Source organism: Streptococcus merionis DSM 19192, from assembly GCF_000380085.1.
GTDB classification, from domain to species: Bacteria; Bacillota; Bacilli; order Lactobacillales; family Streptococcaceae; genus Streptococcus; species Streptococcus merionis.
In genome coordinates, this window is record NZ_KB904539.1 from 128,447 (window position 1) to 150,163 (window position 21,717).

Sequence of the window (21,717 nt, forward strand, 5' to 3'; positions counted from 1 at the left end):
GTTTCCCATGAACAAAGAAATTTTAAACAAAATCAAGCGCTATAACACTATTATCATTCACCGCCATTCAAATCCAGACCCAGATGCTTTAGGAAGTCAGGTGGGATTGCAAAAGTTGTTACAACGCAATTTTCCTGAAAAAACCATTCTTGTAACAGGCCGTGACGAGCCAACCTTGCTTTGGTTGGCCAAGATGGATGTGGTACCAGATAATCTTTACGAGGGCGCCTTGGTCATCGTGACAGACACGGCTAACATGGCTCGTATTGACGATCAGCGCTACAATCAGGGGGCTTATCTCATTAAGATTGACCACCACCCGAATGATGACGTTTACGGGGATATTTCCTTGGTTGACACCAATGCCAGTTCAGCGTCTGAGTTGATCGCTCGGTTTGCTTTTGACAATGACTTGGAACTGGATGCCTACACAGCCAAGTTGCTTTATGCAGGTATTATTGGAGATACAGGGCGCTTCTTATACCCAGCAACCACTGCGACTACCTTTGATGTAGCAAGTAAACTTCGCCGTTACAACTTTGATGCGGCTGCTCTGTCTCGTCAGATGGACTCTTTTCCCTATAAAATTGCTAAACTTCAAGGTTATGTTTATGATCATTTGGAGCTGGACGAAAATGGTGCGGCGCGTGTCGTTTTAACCCAAGAATTGCTCAAGCAATATGAATTGACCGACGCGGAGACGTCAGCCATTGTCAGTGCGCCAGGTCAGATTGAAGATGTGAAGGTTTGGGCGATATTTGTTGAGCAAGAGGCAGGTTACTACCGAGTTCGGATGCGTAGCAAGTTCATGCCGATCAATCAAATCGCTAAAGAGCATGCTGGTGGAGGACACCCCTTGGCATCTGGGGCTAATTCTGCCAACTTAGCAGAAAACGATCTGATTTATCAAAAATTGCAAGCTGTGGCGGCACATCGATGAGTCAGATGGATAATAAGGCCCACAAACTTCAGATTAGGCTCATGGGGACTATCATTGATGTGACTATTTTTCATGAAAGGCCCGAGCCGATTTTAGCAGAAGTGGAGCGCTTGCTTTACCGTTATGAACGTCGTTTTTCAGCCAATCGGCCAGATTCTGAGCTTATGGCGATTAATGACCAAGCAGGCATCTCCAGTGTTTCAGTGCATCCTGATTTGTATGAGCTCATCAGGCTTGGCAAGGCTCACTCTTGTGCATCGGGCTCCAATCTCAACATTGCTATCGGTCCTTTGATTCAGCTGTGGCGGATCGGTTTTGCGGACGCTAGAAAACCGACAGATGAAGAAATATCAGCCTGTTTAGACATCATTAATCCCGAAAACATTATCTTAGACGATGACCAGTTATCTGTTTTTCTAGCTCAAAAGGGCATGAAAATTGATCTAGGTGCCCTAGCCAAGGGCTATATTGCAGATAAGATTTTGGTTTATTTGAAAGGAGCAGGTATTCGGTCAGCGCTTATTAATCTAGGTGGAAATGTCCTGACAATGGGAAACGCTCCTCATCAGGTAGATGGCTTTTGGCGCATTGGCATTCAAAATCCTGCGAAAAAACGCGGGGAAAACAGTTTGGTTCTCCCGATCCGTGATCAGTCCGTTGTGACTTCGGGTGTTTACGAACGCACCCTGACGATCGATGGAGAGACCTACCACCATATTTTCTCCTCTGAGACAGGCTATCCTGTCCAGTCAGAGCTGGCTAGTCTGACGATTATCGCTCAAAAGTCCGTTGATTGTGAGATTTGGACGACGAGACTCTTTGGAAAAAAATTACCTGAGATCATGGGGCAAGTGGCAGTGACTCAAGGGATTGAAGCAATTGCTATTACCACTGACGGCAATATTTACCAAAGTTTCTCAAAAAGTAGTTTTTAGGGCTTGTCAAACAGAGGATATTTTGGTAAACTGATAGAGTTATAAACTATGGTTCGCAAAGAGCTATGGCAGAAAGGAAATTTTTAACTAATGAAAAAAGATATTCATCCAGAATACCGTCCAGTTGTCTTTCTTGATACAACAACAGGCTACAAGTTTTTGAGCGGTTCTACAAAACGTTCAAAAGAAACGATTGAGTTTGAAGGTGCTGAGTACCCATTGGTTCGTGTTGAAATCTCTTCTGATTCACACCCATTCTACACAGGACGTCAAAAATTCACACAAGCCGATGGACGTGTGGACCGTTTCAACAAAAAGTACGGTATCAAATAAGCAAGATTTATCAAGCAAAACTCAAAAGAGTATCAAGCCAGGCAGGTTTTCTGTCTGGTTTTTTAGATGACGTTATCGTGCTATAGATTATCTTGCTGATGAAACGCCGATCCTGTCAGTAATTCTCAACGCCACACCCGTTTTCCTTTCATTTCTTCTACAATAAAATCACCTGCTACAATAGTTCAGTAAGGAGGAAATTGTGAAGAAAATCATAAATCACTATCAAGAAAAAGGTGCGGTTGCTATCGGCTACGCCCGTGTTAGCTCAACGGACAACCGCCAAGAGTTGGGCTTGGAAGTCCAAAAGGAAGCTCTTAAAAACTGCGACATTGTTTTTGTCGAGAAAGATTCTGGCGGCAAGCAAGACCGTCCGAAACTCAAAAAAGCCTTCGAAGTCGCAAGACAGTGTTCGAACAACGGCATAGACACAATGCTTGTCGTCTATAAGTTAGACCGTCTCACTCGGAAAATGTTTCAGCTGTCGGACATCATTCAAGACCTCACCAGTCACAACATTAAGCTCAAAAGCATTCAGGAAAATATCGAAACAGATTCGCTAACGGGTAAGTTTTTCTGCCTGATTCTCGGCTATGTAGCGGAATGGGAACTAGAAGCGATTCGAAATCGCACCAAAGACGGGCTGAGAAAAGCCCGTGAGCGCGGTGTAAGGCTTGGTAATAAAGGCATTTCTAAGAATCTTGAACAGCGAATCATCTCCGAGTATCTCTCGGCAAACATGTCGGTTCGCGAACTGTCTTATCAGCTTAAAATCTCCACTGCGACCATTTACAGCGTTTTGCGGCGCAATAATATTCCAATAAATCGCCAAAAAGCACATAATGTGTTGACGAAACCTCAAAAAAATGGTAAAGTAAACATGTAAACTGTTTTAGTAGACGGTCGTTTGTTAAAACAATCAAAGTTATCCATAAGAAATAAATGAAATGCTGATTTGACAAGGTTTTTAGGACTTTGTCAGGTTGGCATTTTTTGATTTTTCATTGTTTTAGTTGACGACCGTTAACTAAAACACACCAAAACCCTATTGTAGCAGGGATTTTTGTGTGAAAATAAAAAGAAAATTCACATTTCATGGAGGAAAAAATGAAAGTTACAAACTTTACAAAGAAAACAGGCGTTCTGTTGATGTCCAGCATTGCGCTGGCAGGTGTTGTTGCGCCGACGGCAAACATCTTGAACCCTAATCCGGTTCACGCGGAAGAGACAGAGAAAACAGAATATATTGTTACAGTTTTTTGCACTGAAGAGCAAGTTATAGACGGAGTAACCTATGATGCAGTTATTCTCTCAGAAGGGATGAAAATGCCTGACAGTGGTTCTCTAACTATTAACGCTCGTGAGATAGAAGGCTATGAACTAATTTCGGAGCCTTCTCAAACAGTTAGCCTTTTAGATTTCCCTGAAGGAGAATATACAACAGGTGTATTTTTTAAATACCGCAAGCTTGAAGAGCCAGCTCCACAACCTCAACCCAACGAAAAGCCAGATCAGGCTCAAAGGGCAATCATCTACTCTTATATAGACGCTCAGCATGGCGTGAGGATTGGTGATTTACACGTTGTTATGCTGAATCCTGGAGAGTCTTATACCGTTTCTGCCACAGAAATACCTGGGTATAAGTTTGACGGAAGAATCTGGAATATGAAAGATTACGATCAACAACAGGTAAGCTCGATGACAATCTCATATGACGATATCACTAAAAGCCCTTATGGAGAGCAGGCCGAATATGCCGAAAAAGAGGCTTGGGTTTATCTTTATTATCTACCAGATGGAACCCCTCAGCCAGAACCTAATCCAAATCCATCTCCAAACCCAGAGCCTCAGCCACAACCAGAACCAGCCCCAAAAGAGGAAGATATTGCTGCGCTTGAAGCTCGCAAGGCGGAAATTCGAGCAATCATCGAAAATTATCGAGCTTTGGTTGCACAAGTTAAGGCTTTGAACCCTGCAGATTACACGCCAGAATCTTGGAATAAGGTTTATATGGAAGAGAATCCTTTCATATATAGCAACGCAAAAAGTGTTGCTCGTGCGTATGAAGACGATTTGAGTTCCACTACGGTAGATCCAAATAGTTTGAATAGATATACTACTTTAGAGGATTTAGAGAACTTAGAGCGGAACTATAGGTGGGGATATTCTTATGTAGAAAGAGGTATTCCTGTTCTACAACAAGCCATTGCTGGCTTAGTTCGTGTGGGCGAAACTCCAAACCCAAACCCTCAGCCCGAACCGCAACCATCTCCAAACCCAGATGGCAACGGAGACAACAACGGCTCTAATCCAGGCGACAAACCTGGAGGCAACGGAGATTCGCAAAATCCTGACGGCAAAAATCCAGATGGACAAAAGCCTGATGATAATTCGCAAAATCCAGATGGCAAGAAACCAGACGACGGTAATTCGAACCAAAAACCTGGAGACCCAGACAATGGCAAGAAACCTGATGGCGAAAACCCTGGAGACGGCAAAAAGTCAGACGGAGATTCCAATGGCAAGAAACCAGACGAAAACAACAATGGCAAAGACCAGACTCCTCCAAACAATGGAGGTTCCAACTCTGGTGGCGACCAAACTCCGCCAAACAAAGGCAAGGGTTCAGGTTCGAATAGCAACAGTTCGAGTTCGAACGCTCAGACCCCGCCAAAAACCAACGGTGGAGCTAACGCAAGCGGTAATGCCCAATCTGGAGCTAATGCCCAAAATGGCAACACCGCTTCAAGCAGTAACGGTAGCGTAAAAGCTACCCCACACCAAAGCGCTGGAACTGGCAAAACCGAAGCCAAATCCGCAGCTAATACTGCGGGTGGCGACCGCTTGCCAAACACCAGCTCGACAGGTAGCTTCCTGAGTGCACTTGGCGGAATCCTCGCTGGCGCGTCCTTGCTGAGTTTTCGCCGCAAGAAAGAAAACTAACCCTTAACAATCGTCTATCAACTACAATTTCCTCACTCTTTTGGGTGGGGATTTTGTTTCATTTTCCGCTGCAATACTCTTCAAAAATCAAATTCAATTCGTTTGCTGTTCGATTTTTATGGAGTATAAGACCGTACACTTTCCCAAGCATGATTTTGAAAGGCTCGTATCTATCCCCTAAGTTTTTGCTGGAAGAGGTTGTAAAATGTTCTCCAAAAAGTAGCCTTTTTGATATAATGGACTTGTTCGAAAAACCATTCCCTTTTCATAAATTATTGTTCTAAGTTTTAACATTGTTGCTGCAATCAACTCTCTTGGACGATGGAGAAAGCTGACTTCTGAAATGGTTTTCGATTTTCGACCCCATCTACTGGTGAAAAGATTTGTAGGTATTTGTCAACAGCGAGTGTCCTACGATACGCCAGATGTCTGAAAAGTTCTCTGGCACAATCAGCCAAAAGATAGAAAAAAGTGTTATTTGCTATTTTTTGAGTCAGTTTATTCACTAAGACCGTAGCAAATGATCGTTCAATATGAAAAAACTCGTTAGACGAAATGATTTTGGAGAGACTAGGACTTTGAGCCTGAACCTAGGGAGGTAAAATGAGCTATCGTAGACTATCTGCGACTAACCGTGTTGATTTGAAACTAATCTTGCCAGTTTTTTGTTTGCTTGTTATCGGCTTGCTTGCTGTTTTTGTCGCTGCAAGTCTTGATCACTCTGGCAGGGCAATAGAAATGGTACTCCAGCAGGGGGCTTGGATTTTGCTAGGGATTCTTCTGGCTTTTTTGGTCATGCGATTTGACACGCCCTTTCTCTGGAAAGCCACCCCTTTTTTGTATAGTCTAGGCCTTGCTTTGATGGTTTTGCCTTTAGTCTATTATAATCCCAATCTAGTAGCAGCGACAGGTGCTAAAAACTGGGTAGCGCTTAGTGGTCAGAGTCTTTTTCAGCCATCGGAGTTTATGAAAATTTCCTACATTCTGATGATGTCCTATGTGATTGTGCGCTTTCAAACCAAACACGAAACAGCCACACTAAAGACCGACTGTTGGCTTTTGTTACAACTGTTCCTCGTCACTATACCAGTGATGGCCCTTTTACGCTTGCAAGGCGATCTTGGAACGGCTCTCGTCTTTCTAGCTATTTTTGCAGGGCTGACCCTCTTATCAGGCGTTTCTTGGCGATTGATTTTGCCAGTTGTAGGCCTGGTTGCTTTATTACTGATTGGCTTCATATTAGTCTTTTCTCGGGAAGAAGGAAGGATATTTCTCTATGATTTAGGAGTGGATACCTACCAGCTTAACCGTATTTCGGGCTGGCTGGATCCATTCGAAAATGCTCAGACCACAACTTTCCAGCAGGCACAAAGTTTGATTGCAATCGGTAGTGCAGGGCTTTGGGGCAAGGGATTTCAGGTCAGTGATGTTCATGTTCCAGTTCGGGAAAGTGATATGATTTTTACAGTTATTGCGGAAAACTTTGGCTTCTTGGGAGGAGCAATTCTGATTAGCCTGTATATGATTCTCATTTATCGTATGATCCGTGTGACCATCGCTTCAAATAACCGCTTTTACACCTTTATTTCAACTGGCTTTATCATGATGTTGCTCTTTCACGTTTTAGAAAATATTGGTGCAGCGACCGGCCTGTTGCCATTGACGGGGATTCCCCTACCCTTTATTTCACAGGGAGGTTCGTCAATCATTTCTAACCTAATCGGGATTGGTCTGCTCTTGTCTATGCATTATCAAAATGTTCTCAAGGAAGAAGAAAAACAAATGCGCGGTGTCAGAAAGCACAGTTTCATTGTAGAAAAACTCTAGCAAGCAATCAAAATGTGTTGGTGAGTGCTGATCAGTCAGAACTGTCTGATCTCACATTTTGAGGGACTTTTTCTAGATTGTCAAAATTTTGGCTGCAGATGACTTGTGCTCAGAAACGTCACTATCTACGGCCCATCAAAAAGTCAGCATTACCGAGTACAATGTCCATTACACAATATTTCAAAAGGAGGTCATCACTATGACAGTAGCTGTTTTACTTGCACCAGGCTTTGAAGAAATCGAAGCCCTCACACCGGTTGATGTTCTGAGACGAGCAGAAATCACCGTTGAAATCTTAGGCTTTAGCGCAGAAGTGACAGGCTCTCATGGCATCACTGTCAAGGCAGACAAGGTTTTTGATGGCGATTTAAGCGCTTATGACATGATTGTCCTACCAGGAGGTTTGCCTGGTTCCAACCATTTACGGGACAATGATGAGTTGATTCAAGCGCTTCAAGATGCAGCGCAATCGGAAAAGTGGCTTGCGGCCATTTGTGCAGCACCAAAAGTCCTTGGGCGTGCAGGTTTATTAGACAATAAGCGTTATACCTGCTATCCTGGCGTAGAAGAAGAGATTGGTGTGGGCAATCATAGCACTGAGCTTTTGGTGCAGGATGCGCGAATGATCACAGCTCAAGGAGCAGGAGTTAGTCTGGCCTTTGCTTATCGCTTGGTCGAAGTGCTAGGTGGTGATGCTAAAAAACTGAGTAACGGTATGATTTACGACCAACTCTTTGAGGAAAACTAACAATCTACAAAAATAGAGTAAAAAGCCTTAAAGCCTTTGTTAACACATGGTTTTAGGCTTTTAATTTTTCTGAAAATATGCTATAATAAAAGCTATGAAATATCAAGATTACATATGGGATTTAGGGGGAACGCTCCTCGATAATTATGAAATTTCGACGAGAGCTTTTTGTGACACTCTAGAAGAATATGGTCGGACTGTGCCAGCCCATGATGAGGTCTATTCTGCCCTTAAAATCTCTACTGCTGAAGCTATTAATCGCTACGCAAAAGACGTGCCTGACTTTTTAGAGCATTACAAGTACCACGAGGGGATTGATTTAGCAAATCCAATCCTTTTTAAGGGAGCCAAAGAAACCTTGTCTCGTATTGTGAACTCTGGCGGTCGGAATTTTTTGTGGTCTCATCGCAACAATCAGGTATTAGATATTTTAAATAGAGCAGACATTGACCAATACTTCGAAGAGGTGGTGACTGGAGACAGTGGTTTTGCGCGAAAGCCAGACCCGTCTGCTCTTTTGTACCTCAAGGATAAGTATGATATGACAAATGCCTTGGTTATTGGCGATCGAGAGATCGATTTAGAAGCTGGACGAGCCGCAGGAATGGCCGTCTACCAATTTGATGGACAGGAAAGTTTGGAAGTCGTTTTAGGATGATCCAAAGCGCTAGTGATTGGTAAGTAAAAAAGAGTGGAAGTTAGGAAGAAATGACAGAAGAAACAAAAGATTTGCAGGCTTTGGCTGAAAATTATGATGCTAGCCAGATTCAGGTATTGGAAGGTTTAGAAGCTGTACGTCTGCGGCCAGGGATGTATATTGGATCCACATCTAAAGAGGGGCTTCATCACCTCGTTTGGGAAATCGTTGATAACTCAATTGACGAGGCCTTGGCTGGTTTTGCGACCAAGATTGAAGTTTATATCGAAAAAGATAATTCCATCACCGTTGTCGATGATGGACGTGGGATTCCTGTTGACATTCAAGAAAAAACAGGGCGTCCAGCGGTTGAGACAGTTTTCACCATTCTCCATGCTGGTGGTAAATTTGGCGGTGGTGGCTACAAGGTCTCAGGTGGTCTACACGGGGTAGGGTCCTCTGTTGTTAATGCCTTGTCTACCCAGTTAGATGTTCGTGTTCACAAAAATGGACAGATTTATTACCAAGAGTACCGTCAAGGTGTTGTCGTAGATGATCTTAAAGTCATTGGTGAAACGGATCGTCATGGCACAACGGTGCATTTCACACCAGATCCAGAAATCTTTACCGAGACGACAGAATACGATTTTGATAAGCTCAACAAACGCGTTCAAGAGTTGGCTTTCCTCAATCGTGGGCTCAGGATTTCTATTTCTGACAAGCGCGATGGCCAAGAACAAACAGAAGCTTACCACTACGAAGGTGGGATCGCTAGTTACGTTGAGTATTTAAATGCTAGCAAGGAAGCGATTTTTGAAACGCCGATTTTCACCGAGGGTGAGATGGACGATGTTATCGTTGAAGTAGCGATGCAGTACACGACAGCCTATCAAGAAAATGTCCTGTCTTTTGCCAATAACATTCATACGCATGAAGGTGGGACGCACGAGCAAGGCTTTCGTGCCGCACTGACGCGCGTCATCAATGATTATGCCAAGAAGAATAAGCTCCTCAAGGAAAACGAGGATAATCTAACTGGTGAGGACGTTCGTGAAGGCTTGACCGCCGTTATCTCTGTAAAACACCCAAATCCTCAGTTTGAAGGACAGACCAAGACCAAGTTGGGAAACAGCGAGGTTGTGAAAATCACGAATCGCCTTTTCTCAGAAGCTTTTTCAGAATTCCTTTTGGAAAATCCTCAGGTTGCCCGTCGTATTGTGGAAAAAGGAATACTCGCCAGTAAAGCGCGTATCGCAGCTAAGCGAGCACGGGAAGTGACCCGTAAAAAATCTGGTTTGGAGATTTCAAACTTACCTGGTAAATTGGCCGACTGTGCTTCAAACGATCCAGAAGAGACAGAATTATTCATCGTGGAGGGGGACTCCGCAGGTGGATCGGCTAAAACAGGTCGCAATCGTGAATTTCAGGCTATCCTACCCATCCGTGGTAAAATCCTTAACGTTGAAAAAGCCACTATGGACAAGATTTTGGCCAACGAGGAAATTCGTAGCCTCTTTACCGCTATGGGAACTGGATTTGGAGCGGAATTTGATGTGTCTAAGGCACGCTACAAGAAGCTCGTTATCATGACGGATGCCGATGTTGATGGTGCGCACATTCGTACATTGCTTTTGACCTTGATTTATCGTTACATGCGTCCTGTGCTAGAGGCAGGCTATGTCTATATTGCTCAACCACCAATTTACGGGGTGAAAGTTGGCTCTGAGATTAAGGCCTATATCCAGCCAGGAGCTAACCAAGAGCAAGAGCTTGAACTTGCCATAGCCGAGCATAGTCAGGGACGTTCCAAGCCAACGATTCAGCGTTATAAGGGACTTGGTGAGATGGATGACCATCAGCTTTGGGAAACAACCATGGATCCAGAAAATCGCCTCATGGCGCGTGTGACCGTAGATGATGCTGCTGAGGCTGACCGAATTTTTGATATGCTAATGGGAGATCGAGTCGAGCCGCGCCGTGAATTCATTGAAGAAAATGCGGTTTATTCAACCCTAGACATCTAAAAGTCTTTAAAAAAGGGTGCAATCTGACCTATAATATGGTATAATAGATCAGGTTTTCTATAAAAATAGAACTAATTGAACTCGGCCTACGAGCTGTGCGAAAAAGAGAACTTTTCTTAGAGTGTGGACTCTTTGCCAAAGTTTTCATCATAGATGTTTGGACTTAAAAAGCCAAGTCGTCTTGACGAGGGAATGTCAAGGAAATCATGGATTGCTGGCGTTTCGCTTCTGTTTGCTGTGTTTTCTGGCTGTGTATCTTATGGTCATGGGGCACGGTCTAAATTTCCAATTAAAATTCGCAAGTCCCTTAGAGTTTTAGGAACTAGCGTCTTTAATACGGAATGCTCAACGGCCTGTGTATCTTAATTAAAGGAGTTTTATATGTCTAGTGGCACAATCATTATTGTTATTGTGATCGTCACCATTATTATCCTTGCGTATGTGTTAAGTATTTTAGCGAGAAAGCGTAATGAAACCTTGTTGGATCAGCTAGAGGAGCGTAAAGAAGTCCTTTTTAATCTTCCTGTTAATGACGAGATCGAAGAAGTCAAAAACATGCATTTGATCGGTCAAAGTCAGGTTGCTTTTCGAGAATGGAATCAAAAATGGGTTGATCTTTCGCTCAATTCTTTCTCAGATATTGAAAATCAAATCTTTGAAACAGAAGGCTTTAACCAGTCGTTCCGCTTTGTGAAAGCTAAGAATGCTATTGAGAATATCGAGACTCAGATTGAACTTGTCAGTCATGATATTGAAGAAATTCGTCAGGCGATGTCTGATCTGAAGACGCAAGAAGCTAAAAACAGCGGGCGTGTCCATCATGCGCTTGATTTATTCGATAGCTTGCAGCAGACTTTGTCTGAAAATGAAGCTAGCTATGGTTCGACCTTGCCAGAGTTGCAAAAGCAATTTAAGCATATCGAAACTGAGTTTTCAGAGTTTGTGACCTTGAACACCTCAGGAGATCCAATTGAAGCTTCCGCTATTTTGGATAAGACAGAAGAGCATATGATTGCTCTTAAGCAAATTATGGATCGTTTGCCAGCCCTGATGGAAAAATTGGTCACAACGATGCCAGAACAACTGTCAGACCTCAACTCAGGTTACAAGAAATTGCTGGAAGAGAATTACCAGTTTCCTGAGGAGAATGTGGAAGTTCGTCTGCAAGATATCCGCATAGCGATCAAGGACAACCTTTTGACAACCGTTGAGTTTGAACTGGATCAAGCTGATGCTGAAAATGAGCGTATCCAAGACGAAATAGACAGTCTTTATGAAGTCTTTACGAAAGAGATTAGTGCTAAGCAAGAAGTTGCCAAAATGTCTAAAGTGCTTCCTGACTATTTAGGGCATATTCAAGCTAGCCAAGAGAAGTTAGAAGCAGAAGTAGATCGACTGCGTGAAAAATACTACTTGTCAGACAGTAAGCTTGGTCAAATCCAAACAGTGAAAACTAACTTCGAAGAGCTCAAGGCTGATGTTCAATACAAGATTGAAAATATGAATCAGCCAGATGTGCCTTATTCTGAAATTCTTGAACATTTTAAAACGACAAAATTACAACTGTCTGATATTGAAGAAGATCAGATCAGCTTGGCAGAGTATTTAAATGCCCAAGAAATTCAAGAAGCCAAAGCTCGCAATCAAGCTAATGCCTTTGTTAATAAGCTTCATACCATTAAACGCTACATGGAAAAGCGCAATCTTCCGGGTATTCCACAAAGTTTTATGAACCTTTTCTTTAGCACTAGTCATAAAGTGGAGGAGTTGATGGAATTGCTTGACCCTGAGCGTCTTGATGTAGAGGCGGTCACCCGCCAGCTGGATGTGGCACAAACTGCAATGGATGAGCTGGAATCAGAAACATACCAGATTGTTCAGGATGCAAGCTTGACAGAGCAACTTCTTCAGTATTCAAACCGTTACCGTTCGCAAGAGCCAAATATTCAAACTTCTTTTGATGAAGCATTATCTGCTTTTGAAGTACGTTTTGATTATGCGCTTGCTTTCAAAATCATTTCTGAAGCACTTGAAAATGTAGAACCAGGTGTTGCAGAGCGGTTTGTCAAATCTTACCAACGAACACGTGAATCCATTACTTTTTAAAAACAGAAACAGGTCTCCTTTCCATGAGGAGGCCTGTTTCTATTATGTGGCTTTAAATTCATCTCTCTTTTAGATGCGAGACAAATATGAGGGCTGATCCCACCCCCATGATTTGCATTGCGAAAAGCTATTTGCTGCTGATACTTTGCTTATCTTTAAAAACAAGTAATTTGCTTAAGATGTAATTTAAAATGATAAAGAAGACTTGACTAATCAAAGAAACCACCAGATCGATCTGTTTCGGGTCATGGTTGACAAACTGGCCGATGATCTCTGGAAAAGCTTTGGTTAAGAGGAAGGTGAGCAGGAGATCAATACCTAAAGTGGACAGCCGAGCGATGACGAATTTGACCAGTCGCTTCATCCATCCTTGGCGCGGTTGATTGAAGACAAAGCGATCATTAGTCACAAAGGCAAATAAAATAGCAGTAATATTGGCCACTAATGCTGCAAAAAGGGATTCCTGCGTCAGATAGAAGATGAGAAATCGTGTCACAAAGTAAACGAGTGTTGTTAGAACACCAAAAAAGAGATAGGAGAAAACTTCATTTTTTAAGATTTTTTTCATAAGGATAGTCTATCATTTTTCCTAAAAATATGCTATACTTAGAGCGTTGTTTTTTAACAACCCTTGACGCTTCCTACCTTTAGTCAAGCATATTACAAGCGGTGATACTTATCAAAAATCTTTTCTAACAAGCTTAAAATTGAACACGCCCTAAAAAGCTAGATAAAATTCAAAAATTTCCTAGAGTCTGAGTGACTCTGCGTCAATTTTTTCATTTTCCAACGCTTTTCATACGGGCTTTGTATCTTCTTGTTGGAGTTTGATTTTTAGAGGGTATTTTCCGCCAAAGGAGACCAAAATGAATCAACAATGGACTGCGCGGGATTTCGCGCAAATTGCGATGGTTGCGGCCATCTATATTGCTTTGACAGTGACCCCTCCGCTCAATGCGATTTCTTATGGGGCTTACCAATTCCGTCTGTCGGAGCTGATGAATTTCACTGCCTTTTACAATAAAAAGTATATTGTCGGCGTAACTTTAGGGTGTATGATAGCCAACTTTATCGGGTTTGGCTGGATCGACATGATTGTTGGTGGTTTATCAACTCTCGTCTTTCTCACTTTGGGCGTCTTCCTGTTTGAACGCTACATGAAAGACTATCTCTTTAATGGACTGCTCAATAAAGCTTTCTTTTACTTTGCGATTTTCTTTTCGCTCAGCATGTTTACCATTGCGCTTGAGCTGAAATACCTTTACGAAGTGCCTTTCTTCTACACATGGTTGACAACAGGTGTTGGAGAGTTTGCTTCCCTGATCGTTGGAGGAATTCTGATGGACAAAATCAGCAAGCGGATTAATTTTCGTTAACACATTGACCATAAAAATCTGGGGGTGGGCCAGATTTTTTATTATCCGAAAGATGGTATTGTCAGTCGCTTTCTAAATTTTCCTTGATTTTTGCAGTTATTTTCTATAAAATAGTTAGGTCTACTAGAAAGCTTATAGGACAAGCTGGAACCTTAATACTATTAAGAGATTCCAGAAAAATGAGAATGATACGGTGGTTGTCGAGTCTCTCACTGACCTTAGTATAAGTCGGAAAAGACTTCGCCAGCTGTACGGAGTAGGGCAAAAATCGATTTTGCTCACTTCCAAATAGGAGAATTGCTATAATGACAAAAACATTGAAACGCCCTGAGGTTCTCTCACCTGCTGGGACCTTAGAAAAATTAAAAGTGGCTGTAGACTATGGAGCTGATGCGGTCTTTATCGGTGGTCAAGCTTATGGTCTTCGAAGCCGTGCGGGAAATTTTACACCTGATCAGATGCGAGAAGGAATTGCCTATGCCCATGCACGTGGCGCTAAGGTTTATGTAGCTGCTAACATGATTACCCATGAAGGGAATGAAGCAGGAGCAGGGGAGTGGTTTAGAGAGCTTCGTGATATGGAGATTGATGCTGTTATCGTGTCTGACCCCGCTCTTATCATGATTGCTTCAACAGATGCACCAGGTCTTGAGATTCACCTGTCAACGCAGGCATCAGCCACTAACTATGAAACCTTTGAATTTTGGAAGGAATTAGGCCTGACGCGCGTGGTCTTAGCTCGCGAAGTGACAATGGCTGAAGTGGCTGAAATACGCAAACGAACCAATGTTGAGATTGAGGCTTTTGTTCATGGAGCTATGTGTATTTCCTACTCAGGACGCTGTGTTCTCTCAAATCACATGAGCCATCGTGATGCCAACCGTGGCGGCTGCTCTCAGTCTTGCCGCTGGAAGTACGACCTTTATGAAATGCCATTTGGACAAGAGCGCCGTAGTCTTAAAGGTGAAATTCCTGAAGAGTACTCTATGTCTTCTGTTGATATGTGTATGATTGAAAATATCCCTGACTTGATTGAAAATGGTGTGGATAGTCTCAAAATTGAAGGACGTATGAAGTCCATTCACTATGTTTCTACAGTAACGAACTGTTACAAGGCTGCGGTGGATGCCTATCTGGAAAGTCCTGCTAAATTTGAAGCTATCAAACAAGACTTGATTGATGAGCTTTGGAAAGTAGCTCAGCGTGAATTGGCGACTGGATTTTACTACAACACACCAACAGAAAACGAACAACTTTTCGGTGCTCGACGGAAAATTCCTGAATACAAGTTTGTGGCTGAAGTTGTATCTTTCGATGAGGCTACCATGACCGCGACTATTCGCCAACGCAATGTTCTTCATGAAGGAGATCAGATTGAGTTCTATGGTCCTGGCTTCCGTCATTTTGAAACGACCATCCAAGATTTACACACAGCTGATGGAGACAAGATTGATCGCGCACCAAATCCTATGGAGCTCTTGACCATTACAGTGCCTGAGAAAGTCTACGCAGGAGATATGGTTCGTGCCTGCAAGTCAGGGCTTATCAATCTATACAAGGAAGACGGCGCGAGTATGACTGTTCGTGCTTAACAGTGTAATAGAGTTACTCCACTTTAAAATAGTCTGCCAGACGTTTTGTTAGCTGCTCAACGACACGTTTTCGAAAATGTCTGTAGAACTAGCACAACAGCCTCATTAAAAGTGTAAACACTGTCAGATAGGTGAAGTTGCCAAAATGTAATCACAGACGAAATGTCAAAAATAAAAAGCGGACGAGTAACTTCCCTTTGATCATTCAAAGAGGAGCTGTCGTCCGCTTTTTAGCGTTCGTGAAAATCAATAACTGGTGGGAGTATTATTTCTTGTTTTGAAAAAACAGTGCTCGTACCTAGTTACCATTCAACAGCTTTCCCTAGGTTTCCACAATTCTTTGCAAGCTTGGCGGTAGAATGGAGATTCGCTTGATTTCCTGAAGATCAATAATCATAGTGATCGACCCCTTAAAATTCTCCAGAAAGAGTTGGGATTTGTCCTTGTCAAGGCGAAGGATGTGACCCGTGAAATTTTTGCTGCCATAGATGACATGAACAGCAGATTTGCTGGTGAGAGCTTGATTGATGGTTGTTAAAATATCGGGATTAACAGTATTTTTTTCAGTAGAATGCTTTTGCTCAGAACCATTTAGATAGTGTTTTAGGAGCAAAAGGAGATCTGAAAAAATCTTTTTCATAGTAAAAACTCCAAAGTATTGATACAATAATCATATAAAATTTTTCAAAAAAGCACAAGCGTTTACGAATAGTCTGTTAGGAGGATAATATGGCAGAATTTACATTTGAAATTGTCGAAAAACTACTGGTCTTGTCTGAAAATGAGAAAGGTTGGACCAAGGAACTCAATCGCGTTAGCTTTAATGGAGCAGAAGCCAAGTATGACATTCGTAGTTGGAGCCCTGATCACAGTAAGATGGGAAAAGGCATCACCCTGTCCAATGAAGAATTTCGTGTTCTCGTTGAGGCTTTTAAAAACGAATAACCTTGTTTGACAAACGAAACGGACAGGAGAGTTCATTGCAGTTGCCATTTGAAAAATGAGGCTGATAATTTGAAAAGAAAATGATTTAACATCATCAGCGGATAGTCAGTATTTCTTCAAAAACTGTCTCAATGATCGAAAACATACTCCTGTACCAAAGTATCTTATCTGTGAGTACCGGTTCCTAGTTTTTGAACAAGGCGAATAGATAGTTTGGACCTATCAGAACGATAGGTTTTTTATATTGGCAAGATAGAATAAGATTTGGTATATTAAGGTTAAAATCAGAAAGATTCAGCTATTTGTATAGAAATACGGATTCTATGGGTTGATCTGGTTGTTTTACTTTAACGTTCAGGAGGGTTATTATGATTGATCTATACAGTATTTATCAGAGTTTGCAAGCTAAGAAGTGGGTGGATTTGACGCATCAAATCACTGAGACGATCCCGCGCTTTCCAGCTTTGCCTGCTTTGGAGAAAAAGGATATTTTCACACTAGCAGATGGGTTTCATGTGCAACAGTTTTCTGTAGTGACTCAGTATGGAACTCATATTGATGCGCCTATTCACTTTGTTGAGGGTGGGCGTTGGTTAGATGAGTTTGACCTAAAAGACTTTATTTTGCCTCTTTATGTGATTGACAAGAGTGTAGCTGTGGCTGAGAATCCAGACTATGAATTGACTCGGCAGGATATTCTGGATTTTGAAGCTGAACATGGTCAGATTCCCGTTGGTAGTTTTGTCGCTTTTCGCAGTGACTGGCACAAGCGTTGGCCAAGTCAGGAAGCGATGACTAATGTAGACGCGCGTGGCGCTCAACGTAGCCCAGGATGGAGTCACGAAGCTCTGGAATTTCTTATTCATGAGCGTCAGGTTAAGGGGCTAGGTCATGAGACTCTCGACACAGACTCAGGTCTAGCTATGTTTAACAGCGGTGGTTTCCTTCATGAGGAGTATTATTTATTATCTCAAGATATTTTTCAGATTGAGGTTATGGCCAATCTGGATCAGGTGCCTGCCACAGGAAGCCTTATTTCTATTGCATTTCCTCACTGGGAAAAGGCGACAGGTTCACCAGTGCGAGCTGTTGCTATTCTACCGTAGATATAGTTTTCACCTATAGATTGAGATAGAAAAGTTATATTTTACAGCAATACTATCATCTGCTAAAATAAGGGAAAAATGAAAATGAAAGTCTGAGGAGATAGCTATGACAACAACAGCAAGTGCACCTTTTCGTGTAGACCATGTCGGTTCATTCTTACGCCCGCAATATTTGATTGATGCGCGTGAGCAATTTGCCAGAGGTGATATTGACCAAGCGCAGTTGACAGCGATTGAGGATCAAGCGATCCGTGACTTAGTTGCTAAGCAACAAGAACTAGGCCTTGATAATATCACTGATGGGGAGTTCCGCCGTGCTTATTGGCATTTGGATTTTTTCTGGGGATTGAACGGTGTCGAGCATGTCCAAGCGGCCGAAGGCTATCATTTTCATGATGAGACGACCAAAGCTGACTCAGCGATACTCTCTGCTAAAATTTCTGGTAAAAATCATCCCTTTGTGAATCACTATGCCTTCTTGCGTCAGGTCGTTGGTGAAAAAGGTGGGGTCGCTCGTTTGACTATTCCTGCGCCTGCGCAGTTATATTTTGAATTGATTCGTGACGCTGAACATGTGGCTAATCTGGCAGCATTTTACCCAACCTTTGAAGAGGTCGTGGAGGACATCAAAAAAGCCTATCTGCAAGTCCTTAGTGATTTGTATGATAAAGGACTTCGTGCTATTCAGGTTGACGATTGTACTTGGGGAACTTTGGTGGATGATAATTTTCTAACGGCTTGGGCAGGTGATCGCCAAACCAAAGAAGAAGTACGTGCTGATCTGGCTCATAAATTCTTGACCTTGAACAATGCATTTTACGAAGCAATTCCTGAAAATGTGACAGTTACGAGTCATATTTGCCGTGGGAATTTCCATTCAACATGGGCAGCATCTGGCGGTTATGGTCCGATTGCTAAGGAGCTCTTGGGTGAGGAAAAAGTTGATGGTTACTACTTGGAGTATGACACTGATCGTGCTGGGGATTTCACACCACTGAAAGAATTAACACCTGGTAAAAAAGTTGTCCTTGGTCTTCTTACGTCTAAATCAGGTGAGTTAGAAAATAAGGAAGCTATCATTACCCGCATTCGCGAGGCAGCGCAAATTGTGCCTTTAGAAGACCTCTGTCTCAGCCCACAATGTGGCTTTGCCTCAACAGAGGAAGGCAACATCCTAACCGAAGACCAACAATGGGCCAAGCTCAGATTGATCCAAGAAATCGCCGCAGAAGTTTGGGGAGAGTAATCGGCTAAGACTAGATCCCAAAAAAGCAAAGAGAACTGACAAATTACAAAAAGTGTCATCTCTTCTTAGAAGAAACTAGCCCAAAAACGCTAAAAACAGTAAAACTGCATGGGAGTGGGGAAAGAACTCAAGCACTCAAAAAAGAGTTCGTTTTCCCACTCCCATGCAGTTTTTAAACCGTTTACTAAGCATGAGAGCGTCAAAAATACACAGGAAAATAAAGAAATGGCTTGGGTGAAAGGGGGGAGGATAAAAATTGTGATTTCGTTAAAACAATGTTGTTATCTTAAACCAATTTGCTACTACGACTAAGTTTTAAGTGTTACAAATTGCAAGTTGAGGTGATTTTGTTCAAATTTTTGTTACCACAAAAATGATTTTTTACCTTTTACGCTGTAGCGTAAGTGCTGCCAGAGGTTTAGCTAAACAGGGCGAGCGTTAGCCAGACAATCAGAGTGGATAAGATAGCAGAGAAGACAACAAAGGCAACGACAATCCAAGCCTTTTGGTAAGGATATTTGGCTTTCTCTTCAATTTTTTCGATTTCACTTAAAGGCTGTCCAAGAGAAAGTGCGACTAGTTCTTTATAAGTCTGGGAATCGTAAGCTTTTTTTACCTTTTCGACACGGTTAGCATAGTAAAGACAGGTGCCCCAGAGGACGACGAAGATTGCCACTCCCCACCACTCTAGGAAATAAAAGATCGGGAAGCTTAGTATGGGAAGAAGGAACATGAGGAGTGTCATGATTTTGCTATCGCGCTCAAACTCTTCCTGCTCTTTCTGATTTATCAGGATCTGCATAGTTTGGACATCTCCGTCTACCAGATTTTCAATGCTGATCTGAAAAAGCTTGCTGAGAAGGAGGAGACTCTGGATATCAGGAGTATTTTTGCCGTTCTCCCAATTGGAGATCGTTTGTCTGCTAACAAAAATCTGCTCAGCCAGTTCCTCCTGAGACAAGTTAAGCTGTTGACGGTGTTTTTGAATATTATAACCGAGTTTCATAAAGTGTCCTTTCGCTAGTTTTACCTTGTAACTCTTAAGTTGGCGTATTAGTAGTGACAAGTGAGTGGCTTGACACTACTAACGACTTTTTTCTGATTTTAGTATAAGCAAAAGGAGAGAAACTGTCTATCAAAACTTTTTGACATCCCTGATTTGACAGGGATTTTCAGACCTTACGAATGATAAACAAAAAGATTGACAGGAGTGTCAACCTTTTAATAGGCCTATCCAGAAACTTGTTGAAAAGTCATTTTAAATTCTCAAATTGCTGTTACAATCACCTCTCTTAGATAGTGGAGAAGACTGACTTTTGAAACATTTTCAATTTCCGAATGAGCCTAATGCTTCTAAAATTGTTTGAGCCAAGAGTTCATAGCCTGCTTTTCCAAAATGCAAGCCATCGTTGAGGCTGCCAATGAGCAGCTCTTCTGTTGGTTTTGGATTTTCTGTAAAAGTTTTGTAGAGATCGATAAAGCGGCAATTTTCTTGAAAAGCTATCTGTTTCATGCAAGTACTGTATTCTCGGATACGCCGATTGGTTCGGTGCCGTTGTTTGCTTTCGTCAACGGGCGGTGGTGAAATAAGAGTGATTTGCTTAGGCTCATAGATTCGAGCCAGCTTTTTGATGATCTGCTTGAGATTGGCTTCAAAAGTAGGCAGATGGATTTGCTTATGGCTGGCCAGATCGTTGGTACCGATCAGGATACAGATGAAATCTACTTGAGCTTGCGAGAGAATTTCCTGATCAAGCCGAGCCAGAAGATCAGCAGTGTTATGACCTGAAACAGCCGTGTTGATGATTTCTAGAGGAAAATTAGCTAGCTGATTTAGGCAGTCATTCACCATGGGTTGGTCACAACCTTCGTGTCTAGCCATCAGACTGTCTCCTGTTAGATGAAGCCGAATTTGCTGTTTTTTCATGTGCTAAACCAGAGGAGAATAATCTTGGGTCATAGGTGCAAGCAATACTGTGCCTGTACCACGGTAGACATTGACCAAGCCATCACCAGAAGCAGCTGATCCAATCAATGATTTTCCGCTACGCTCCACTGTGAAATGAAGACTTGCAGACCAAGCTATAGCCATAGAACCATCAATTCTGAGCTCGTCATTGTTAAGTTCAATCTGAATCAACTCTTCAAATGGTACGCTGGATTCTAGAGCAACCACACCGCTGCCTTTAAGGCCAAGATTGAAGAGGCCTTCATTACCCATGGTCATAGAGGAGAGCGTTTTCTTAGCGACAGCCTGGTGTTTTACTTCGCTATCGCTGGCCAGATAGAGTCCATCTTCGACTAGGATATTATTGCCCCAGTCATCAAGGTCAAGAAGTAAAATATGTTTGTAGGTTGGTTCTAAAATCAACTGACCATTGCCTTTATATTCCGGCTTGATGGCACTTTCACCAGTCGCTACACCGCGGAAGGTTTTCTTGAGCAAATCGCCTGCACCCTTAATGCCTGTTGTAGCATTGACGCTGCCGACGGTCCATTGCATAGCGCCACGCTGGGTTGTCACACTGTGGTGACCAATGGTACAAACGAGCTGGCGGCGACGGACATGCATCTGAGCTTGGAAATAAGCTGACATGGCTTCGTTGGGAGAAATTGAAAGATTGCGTGTGTACTCAATGACTTGAAAAGGTCCTTTCTCGTCAATAACACGAATATCATCATTATCCAAAAAATTTTTAATAGTATAGGTCATGAGTTGCTCCCTCATTTGATTATCATTATCTTTAATTATAGCGAAAAAGTATCTGTAAAACCATCAAAAACTAGAGTTGTGCGCACCGTATGTATAAAGAAAATGCGTGTAATTTTTTCCTGATACACGCATTTTTTAATATTTTTATTTATTTCAAGAAAATAGCCGATTTTGATGTCAGTTCATTTTCTGAAAACATTATTTTCTTCAGCTATTTGGTATGGCGACTGAGAATGCGGTTTTTCT

The 21,717-nt window shown here is 42.3% G+C and carries 20 protein-coding genes and 1 riboswitch; of the genes, 15 read left to right on the forward strand and 5 right to left on the reverse strand.

Annotated elements, in window-relative coordinates:
* Window positions 1-7 precede the first annotated feature (7 nt).
* The 10 genes from A3I5_RS0102460 to ezrA all read left to right on the forward strand — a co-directional run bounded on the left by A3I5_RS0102460 (window position 8) and on the right by ezrA (window position 12,493).
* Complete coding sequence (locus A3I5_RS0102460) at window positions 8-940, forward strand: DHH family phosphoesterase (protein ID WP_018373039.1); 933 nt, start codon at window positions 8-10, stop codon at window positions 938-940.
* A complete protein-coding gene (locus A3I5_RS0102465) occupies window positions 937-1,875 on the forward strand; it encodes an FAD:protein FMN transferase (RefSeq protein WP_018373040.1) in 939 nt (312 codons plus the stop codon). Before A3I5_RS0102460 ends, A3I5_RS0102465 begins: the two co-directional genes overlap by 4 nt.
* Before the next feature lie 90 nt (window positions 1,876-1,965).
* A complete protein-coding gene (locus A3I5_RS0102470) occupies window positions 1,966-2,208 on the forward strand; it encodes a type B 50S ribosomal protein L31 (RefSeq protein ID WP_018373041.1) in 243 nt (80 codons plus the stop codon).
* Between the two features lie 202 nt (window positions 2,209-2,410).
* Entirely contained in the window at window positions 2,411-3,094 is a 684-nt protein-coding gene (locus tag A3I5_RS11510) for a recombinase family protein (protein ID WP_018373042.1), read from the forward strand.
* Window positions 3,095-3,315: 221 nt separating this feature from the next.
* A complete protein-coding gene (locus A3I5_RS0102480; protein ID WP_018373043.1) occupies window positions 3,316-5,151 on the forward strand; it encodes an LPXTG cell wall anchor domain-containing protein in 1,836 nt (611 codons plus the stop codon).
* Window positions 5,152-5,754: 603 nt separating this feature from the next.
* Window positions 5,755-6,978, forward strand: a complete 1,224-nt coding sequence (locus A3I5_RS0102485) for an FtsW/RodA/SpoVE family cell cycle protein (protein ID WP_018373044.1) — start codon at window positions 5,755-5,757, stop codon at window positions 6,976-6,978.
* Between the two features lie 199 nt (window positions 6,979-7,177).
* On the forward strand, window positions 7,178-7,726 hold the full coding sequence (locus tag A3I5_RS0102490) for a DJ-1 family glyoxalase III (RefSeq protein WP_018373045.1): 549 nt from the start codon (window positions 7,178-7,180) through the stop codon (window positions 7,724-7,726).
* Between the two features lie 94 nt (window positions 7,727-7,820).
* Window positions 7,821-8,384 (forward strand): HAD-IA family hydrolase, encoded by a 564-nt coding sequence (locus tag A3I5_RS0102495; RefSeq protein WP_018373046.1) that lies wholly within the window; start codon window positions 7,821-7,823, stop codon window positions 8,382-8,384.
* 50 nt (window positions 8,385-8,434) lie between these two features.
* Window positions 8,435-10,387: a DNA topoisomerase (ATP-hydrolyzing) subunit B gene (gyrB, locus tag A3I5_RS0102500; RefSeq protein WP_018373047.1), complete on the forward strand. Its 1,953-nt coding sequence runs from the start codon at window positions 8,435-8,437 to the stop codon at window positions 10,385-10,387.
* Between the two features lie 381 nt (window positions 10,388-10,768).
* Window positions 10,769-12,493, forward strand: coding sequence for a septation ring formation regulator EzrA (gene ezrA / locus A3I5_RS0102505; RefSeq protein WP_018373048.1), 1,725 nt, complete (start codon window positions 10,769-10,771; stop codon window positions 12,491-12,493).
* A gap of 127 nt (window positions 12,494-12,620) precedes the next feature.
* Here ezrA and A3I5_RS0102510 read toward each other — a convergent pair whose 3' ends face one another.
* The gene (locus tag A3I5_RS0102510; RefSeq protein WP_018373049.1) at window positions 12,621-13,061 is read right to left on the reverse strand and encodes a GtrA family protein; all 441 of its coding nucleotides are present in this window, start codon (window positions 13,059-13,061) and stop codon (window positions 12,621-12,623) included.
* A gap of 28 nt (window positions 13,062-13,089) precedes the next feature.
* Window positions 13,090-13,185, forward strand: a riboswitch (PreQ1 riboswitch).
* Window positions 13,186-13,359: 174 nt separating this feature from the next.
* Between A3I5_RS0102510 and A3I5_RS0102515 the strand changes: the two genes are divergently transcribed.
* Window positions 13,360-13,869: a QueT transporter family protein gene (locus A3I5_RS0102515; RefSeq protein WP_018373050.1), complete on the forward strand. Its 510-nt coding sequence runs from the start codon at window positions 13,360-13,362 to the stop codon at window positions 13,867-13,869.
* Between the two features lie 305 nt (window positions 13,870-14,174).
* Complete coding sequence (locus tag A3I5_RS0102520; RefSeq protein WP_018373051.1) at window positions 14,175-15,461, forward strand: peptidase U32 family protein; 1,287 nt, start codon at window positions 14,175-14,177, stop codon at window positions 15,459-15,461.
* 322 nt (window positions 15,462-15,783) lie between these two features.
* Here A3I5_RS0102520 and A3I5_RS11515 read toward each other — a convergent pair whose 3' ends face one another.
* The gene (locus A3I5_RS11515) at window positions 15,784-16,101 is read right to left on the reverse strand and encodes a hypothetical protein (RefSeq protein WP_018373052.1); all 318 of its coding nucleotides are present in this window, start codon (window positions 16,099-16,101) and stop codon (window positions 15,784-15,786) included.
* Window positions 16,102-16,190: 89 nt separating this feature from the next.
* Here A3I5_RS11515 and A3I5_RS0102530 point away from each other — a divergent pair, with 89 nt between their 5' ends.
* The 3 genes from A3I5_RS0102530 to A3I5_RS0102540 all read left to right on the forward strand — a co-directional run bounded on the left by A3I5_RS0102530 (window position 16,191) and on the right by A3I5_RS0102540 (window position 18,758).
* Window positions 16,191-16,406, forward strand: a complete 216-nt coding sequence (locus tag A3I5_RS0102530) for a YdbC family protein (RefSeq protein WP_018373053.1) — start codon at window positions 16,191-16,193, stop codon at window positions 16,404-16,406.
* Window positions 16,407-16,774: 368 nt separating this feature from the next.
* Window positions 16,775-17,512, forward strand: coding sequence for a cyclase family protein (locus tag A3I5_RS0102535; protein ID WP_018373054.1), 738 nt, complete (start codon window positions 16,775-16,777; stop codon window positions 17,510-17,512).
* A gap of 106 nt (window positions 17,513-17,618) precedes the next feature.
* A complete protein-coding gene (locus tag A3I5_RS0102540; protein WP_018373055.1) occupies window positions 17,619-18,758 on the forward strand; it encodes a 5-methyltetrahydropteroyltriglutamate--homocysteine S-methyltransferase in 1,140 nt (379 codons plus the stop codon).
* Between the two features lie 418 nt (window positions 18,759-19,176).
* Here A3I5_RS0102540 and A3I5_RS0102545 read toward each other — a convergent pair whose 3' ends face one another.
* The 3 genes from A3I5_RS0102545 to A3I5_RS0102555 all read right to left on the reverse strand — a co-directional run bounded on the left by A3I5_RS0102545 (window position 19,177) and on the right by A3I5_RS0102555 (window position 21,471).
* Window positions 19,177-19,764 (reverse strand): helix-turn-helix transcriptional regulator, encoded by a 588-nt coding sequence (locus A3I5_RS0102545; protein WP_018373056.1) that lies wholly within the window; start codon window positions 19,762-19,764, stop codon window positions 19,177-19,179.
* Between the two features lie 321 nt (window positions 19,765-20,085).
* Window positions 20,086-20,640, reverse strand: a complete 555-nt coding sequence (locus A3I5_RS0102550; protein WP_018373057.1) for a DUF459 domain-containing protein — start codon at window positions 20,638-20,640, stop codon at window positions 20,086-20,088.
* Between the two features lie 48 nt (window positions 20,641-20,688).
* Window positions 20,689-21,471, reverse strand: coding sequence for an AIM24 family protein (locus A3I5_RS0102555; RefSeq protein ID WP_018373058.1), 783 nt, complete (start codon window positions 21,469-21,471; stop codon window positions 20,689-20,691).
* Between the last annotated feature and the right edge of the window lie 246 nt (window positions 21,472-21,717).

Coding starts and splice junctions, on each gene's coding strand:
- A3I5_RS0102460 (WP_018373039.1), top strand. CDS start 8: ATGAACAAAGAAATTTTAAACAAAATCAAGCGCTATAACACTATTATC.
- A3I5_RS0102465 (WP_018373040.1), top strand. CDS start 937: ATGAGTCAGATGGATAATAAGGCCCACAAACTTCAGATTAGGCTCATG.
- A3I5_RS0102470 (WP_018373041.1), top strand. CDS start 1,966: ATGAAAAAAGATATTCATCCAGAATACCGTCCAGTTGTCTTTCTTGAT.
- A3I5_RS0102480 (WP_018373043.1), top strand. CDS start 3,316: ATGAAAGTTACAAACTTTACAAAGAAAACAGGCGTTCTGTTGATGTCC.
- A3I5_RS0102485 (WP_018373044.1), top strand. CDS start 5,755: ATGAGCTATCGTAGACTATCTGCGACTAACCGTGTTGATTTGAAACTA.
- A3I5_RS0102490 (WP_018373045.1), top strand. CDS start 7,178: ATGACAGTAGCTGTTTTACTTGCACCAGGCTTTGAAGAAATCGAAGCC.
- A3I5_RS0102495 (WP_018373046.1), top strand. CDS start 7,821: ATGAAATATCAAGATTACATATGGGATTTAGGGGGAACGCTCCTCGAT.
- gyrB (WP_018373047.1), top strand. CDS start 8,435: ATGACAGAAGAAACAAAAGATTTGCAGGCTTTGGCTGAAAATTATGAT.
- ezrA (WP_018373048.1), top strand. CDS start 10,769: ATGTCTAGTGGCACAATCATTATTGTTATTGTGATCGTCACCATTATT.
- A3I5_RS0102510 (WP_018373049.1), bottom strand. CDS start 13,061: ATGAAAAAAATCTTAAAAAATGAAGTTTTCTCCTATCTCTTTTTTGGT.
- A3I5_RS0102515 (WP_018373050.1), top strand. CDS start 13,360: ATGAATCAACAATGGACTGCGCGGGATTTCGCGCAAATTGCGATGGTT.
- A3I5_RS0102520 (WP_018373051.1), top strand. CDS start 14,175: ATGACAAAAACATTGAAACGCCCTGAGGTTCTCTCACCTGCTGGGACC.
- A3I5_RS11515 (WP_018373052.1), bottom strand. CDS start 16,101: ATGAAAAAGATTTTTTCAGATCTCCTTTTGCTCCTAAAACACTATCTA.
- A3I5_RS0102530 (WP_018373053.1), top strand. CDS start 16,191: ATGGCAGAATTTACATTTGAAATTGTCGAAAAACTACTGGTCTTGTCT.
- A3I5_RS0102535 (WP_018373054.1), top strand. CDS start 16,775: ATGATTGATCTATACAGTATTTATCAGAGTTTGCAAGCTAAGAAGTGG.
- A3I5_RS0102540 (WP_018373055.1), top strand. CDS start 17,619: ATGACAACAACAGCAAGTGCACCTTTTCGTGTAGACCATGTCGGTTCA.
- A3I5_RS0102545 (WP_018373056.1), bottom strand. CDS start 19,764: ATGAAACTCGGTTATAATATTCAAAAACACCGTCAACAGCTTAACTTG.
- A3I5_RS0102550 (WP_018373057.1), bottom strand. CDS start 20,640: ATGGCTAGACACGAAGGTTGTGACCAACCCATGGTGAATGACTGCCTA.
- A3I5_RS0102555 (WP_018373058.1), bottom strand. CDS start 21,471: ATGACCTATACTATTAAAAATTTTTTGGATAATGATGATATTCGTGTT.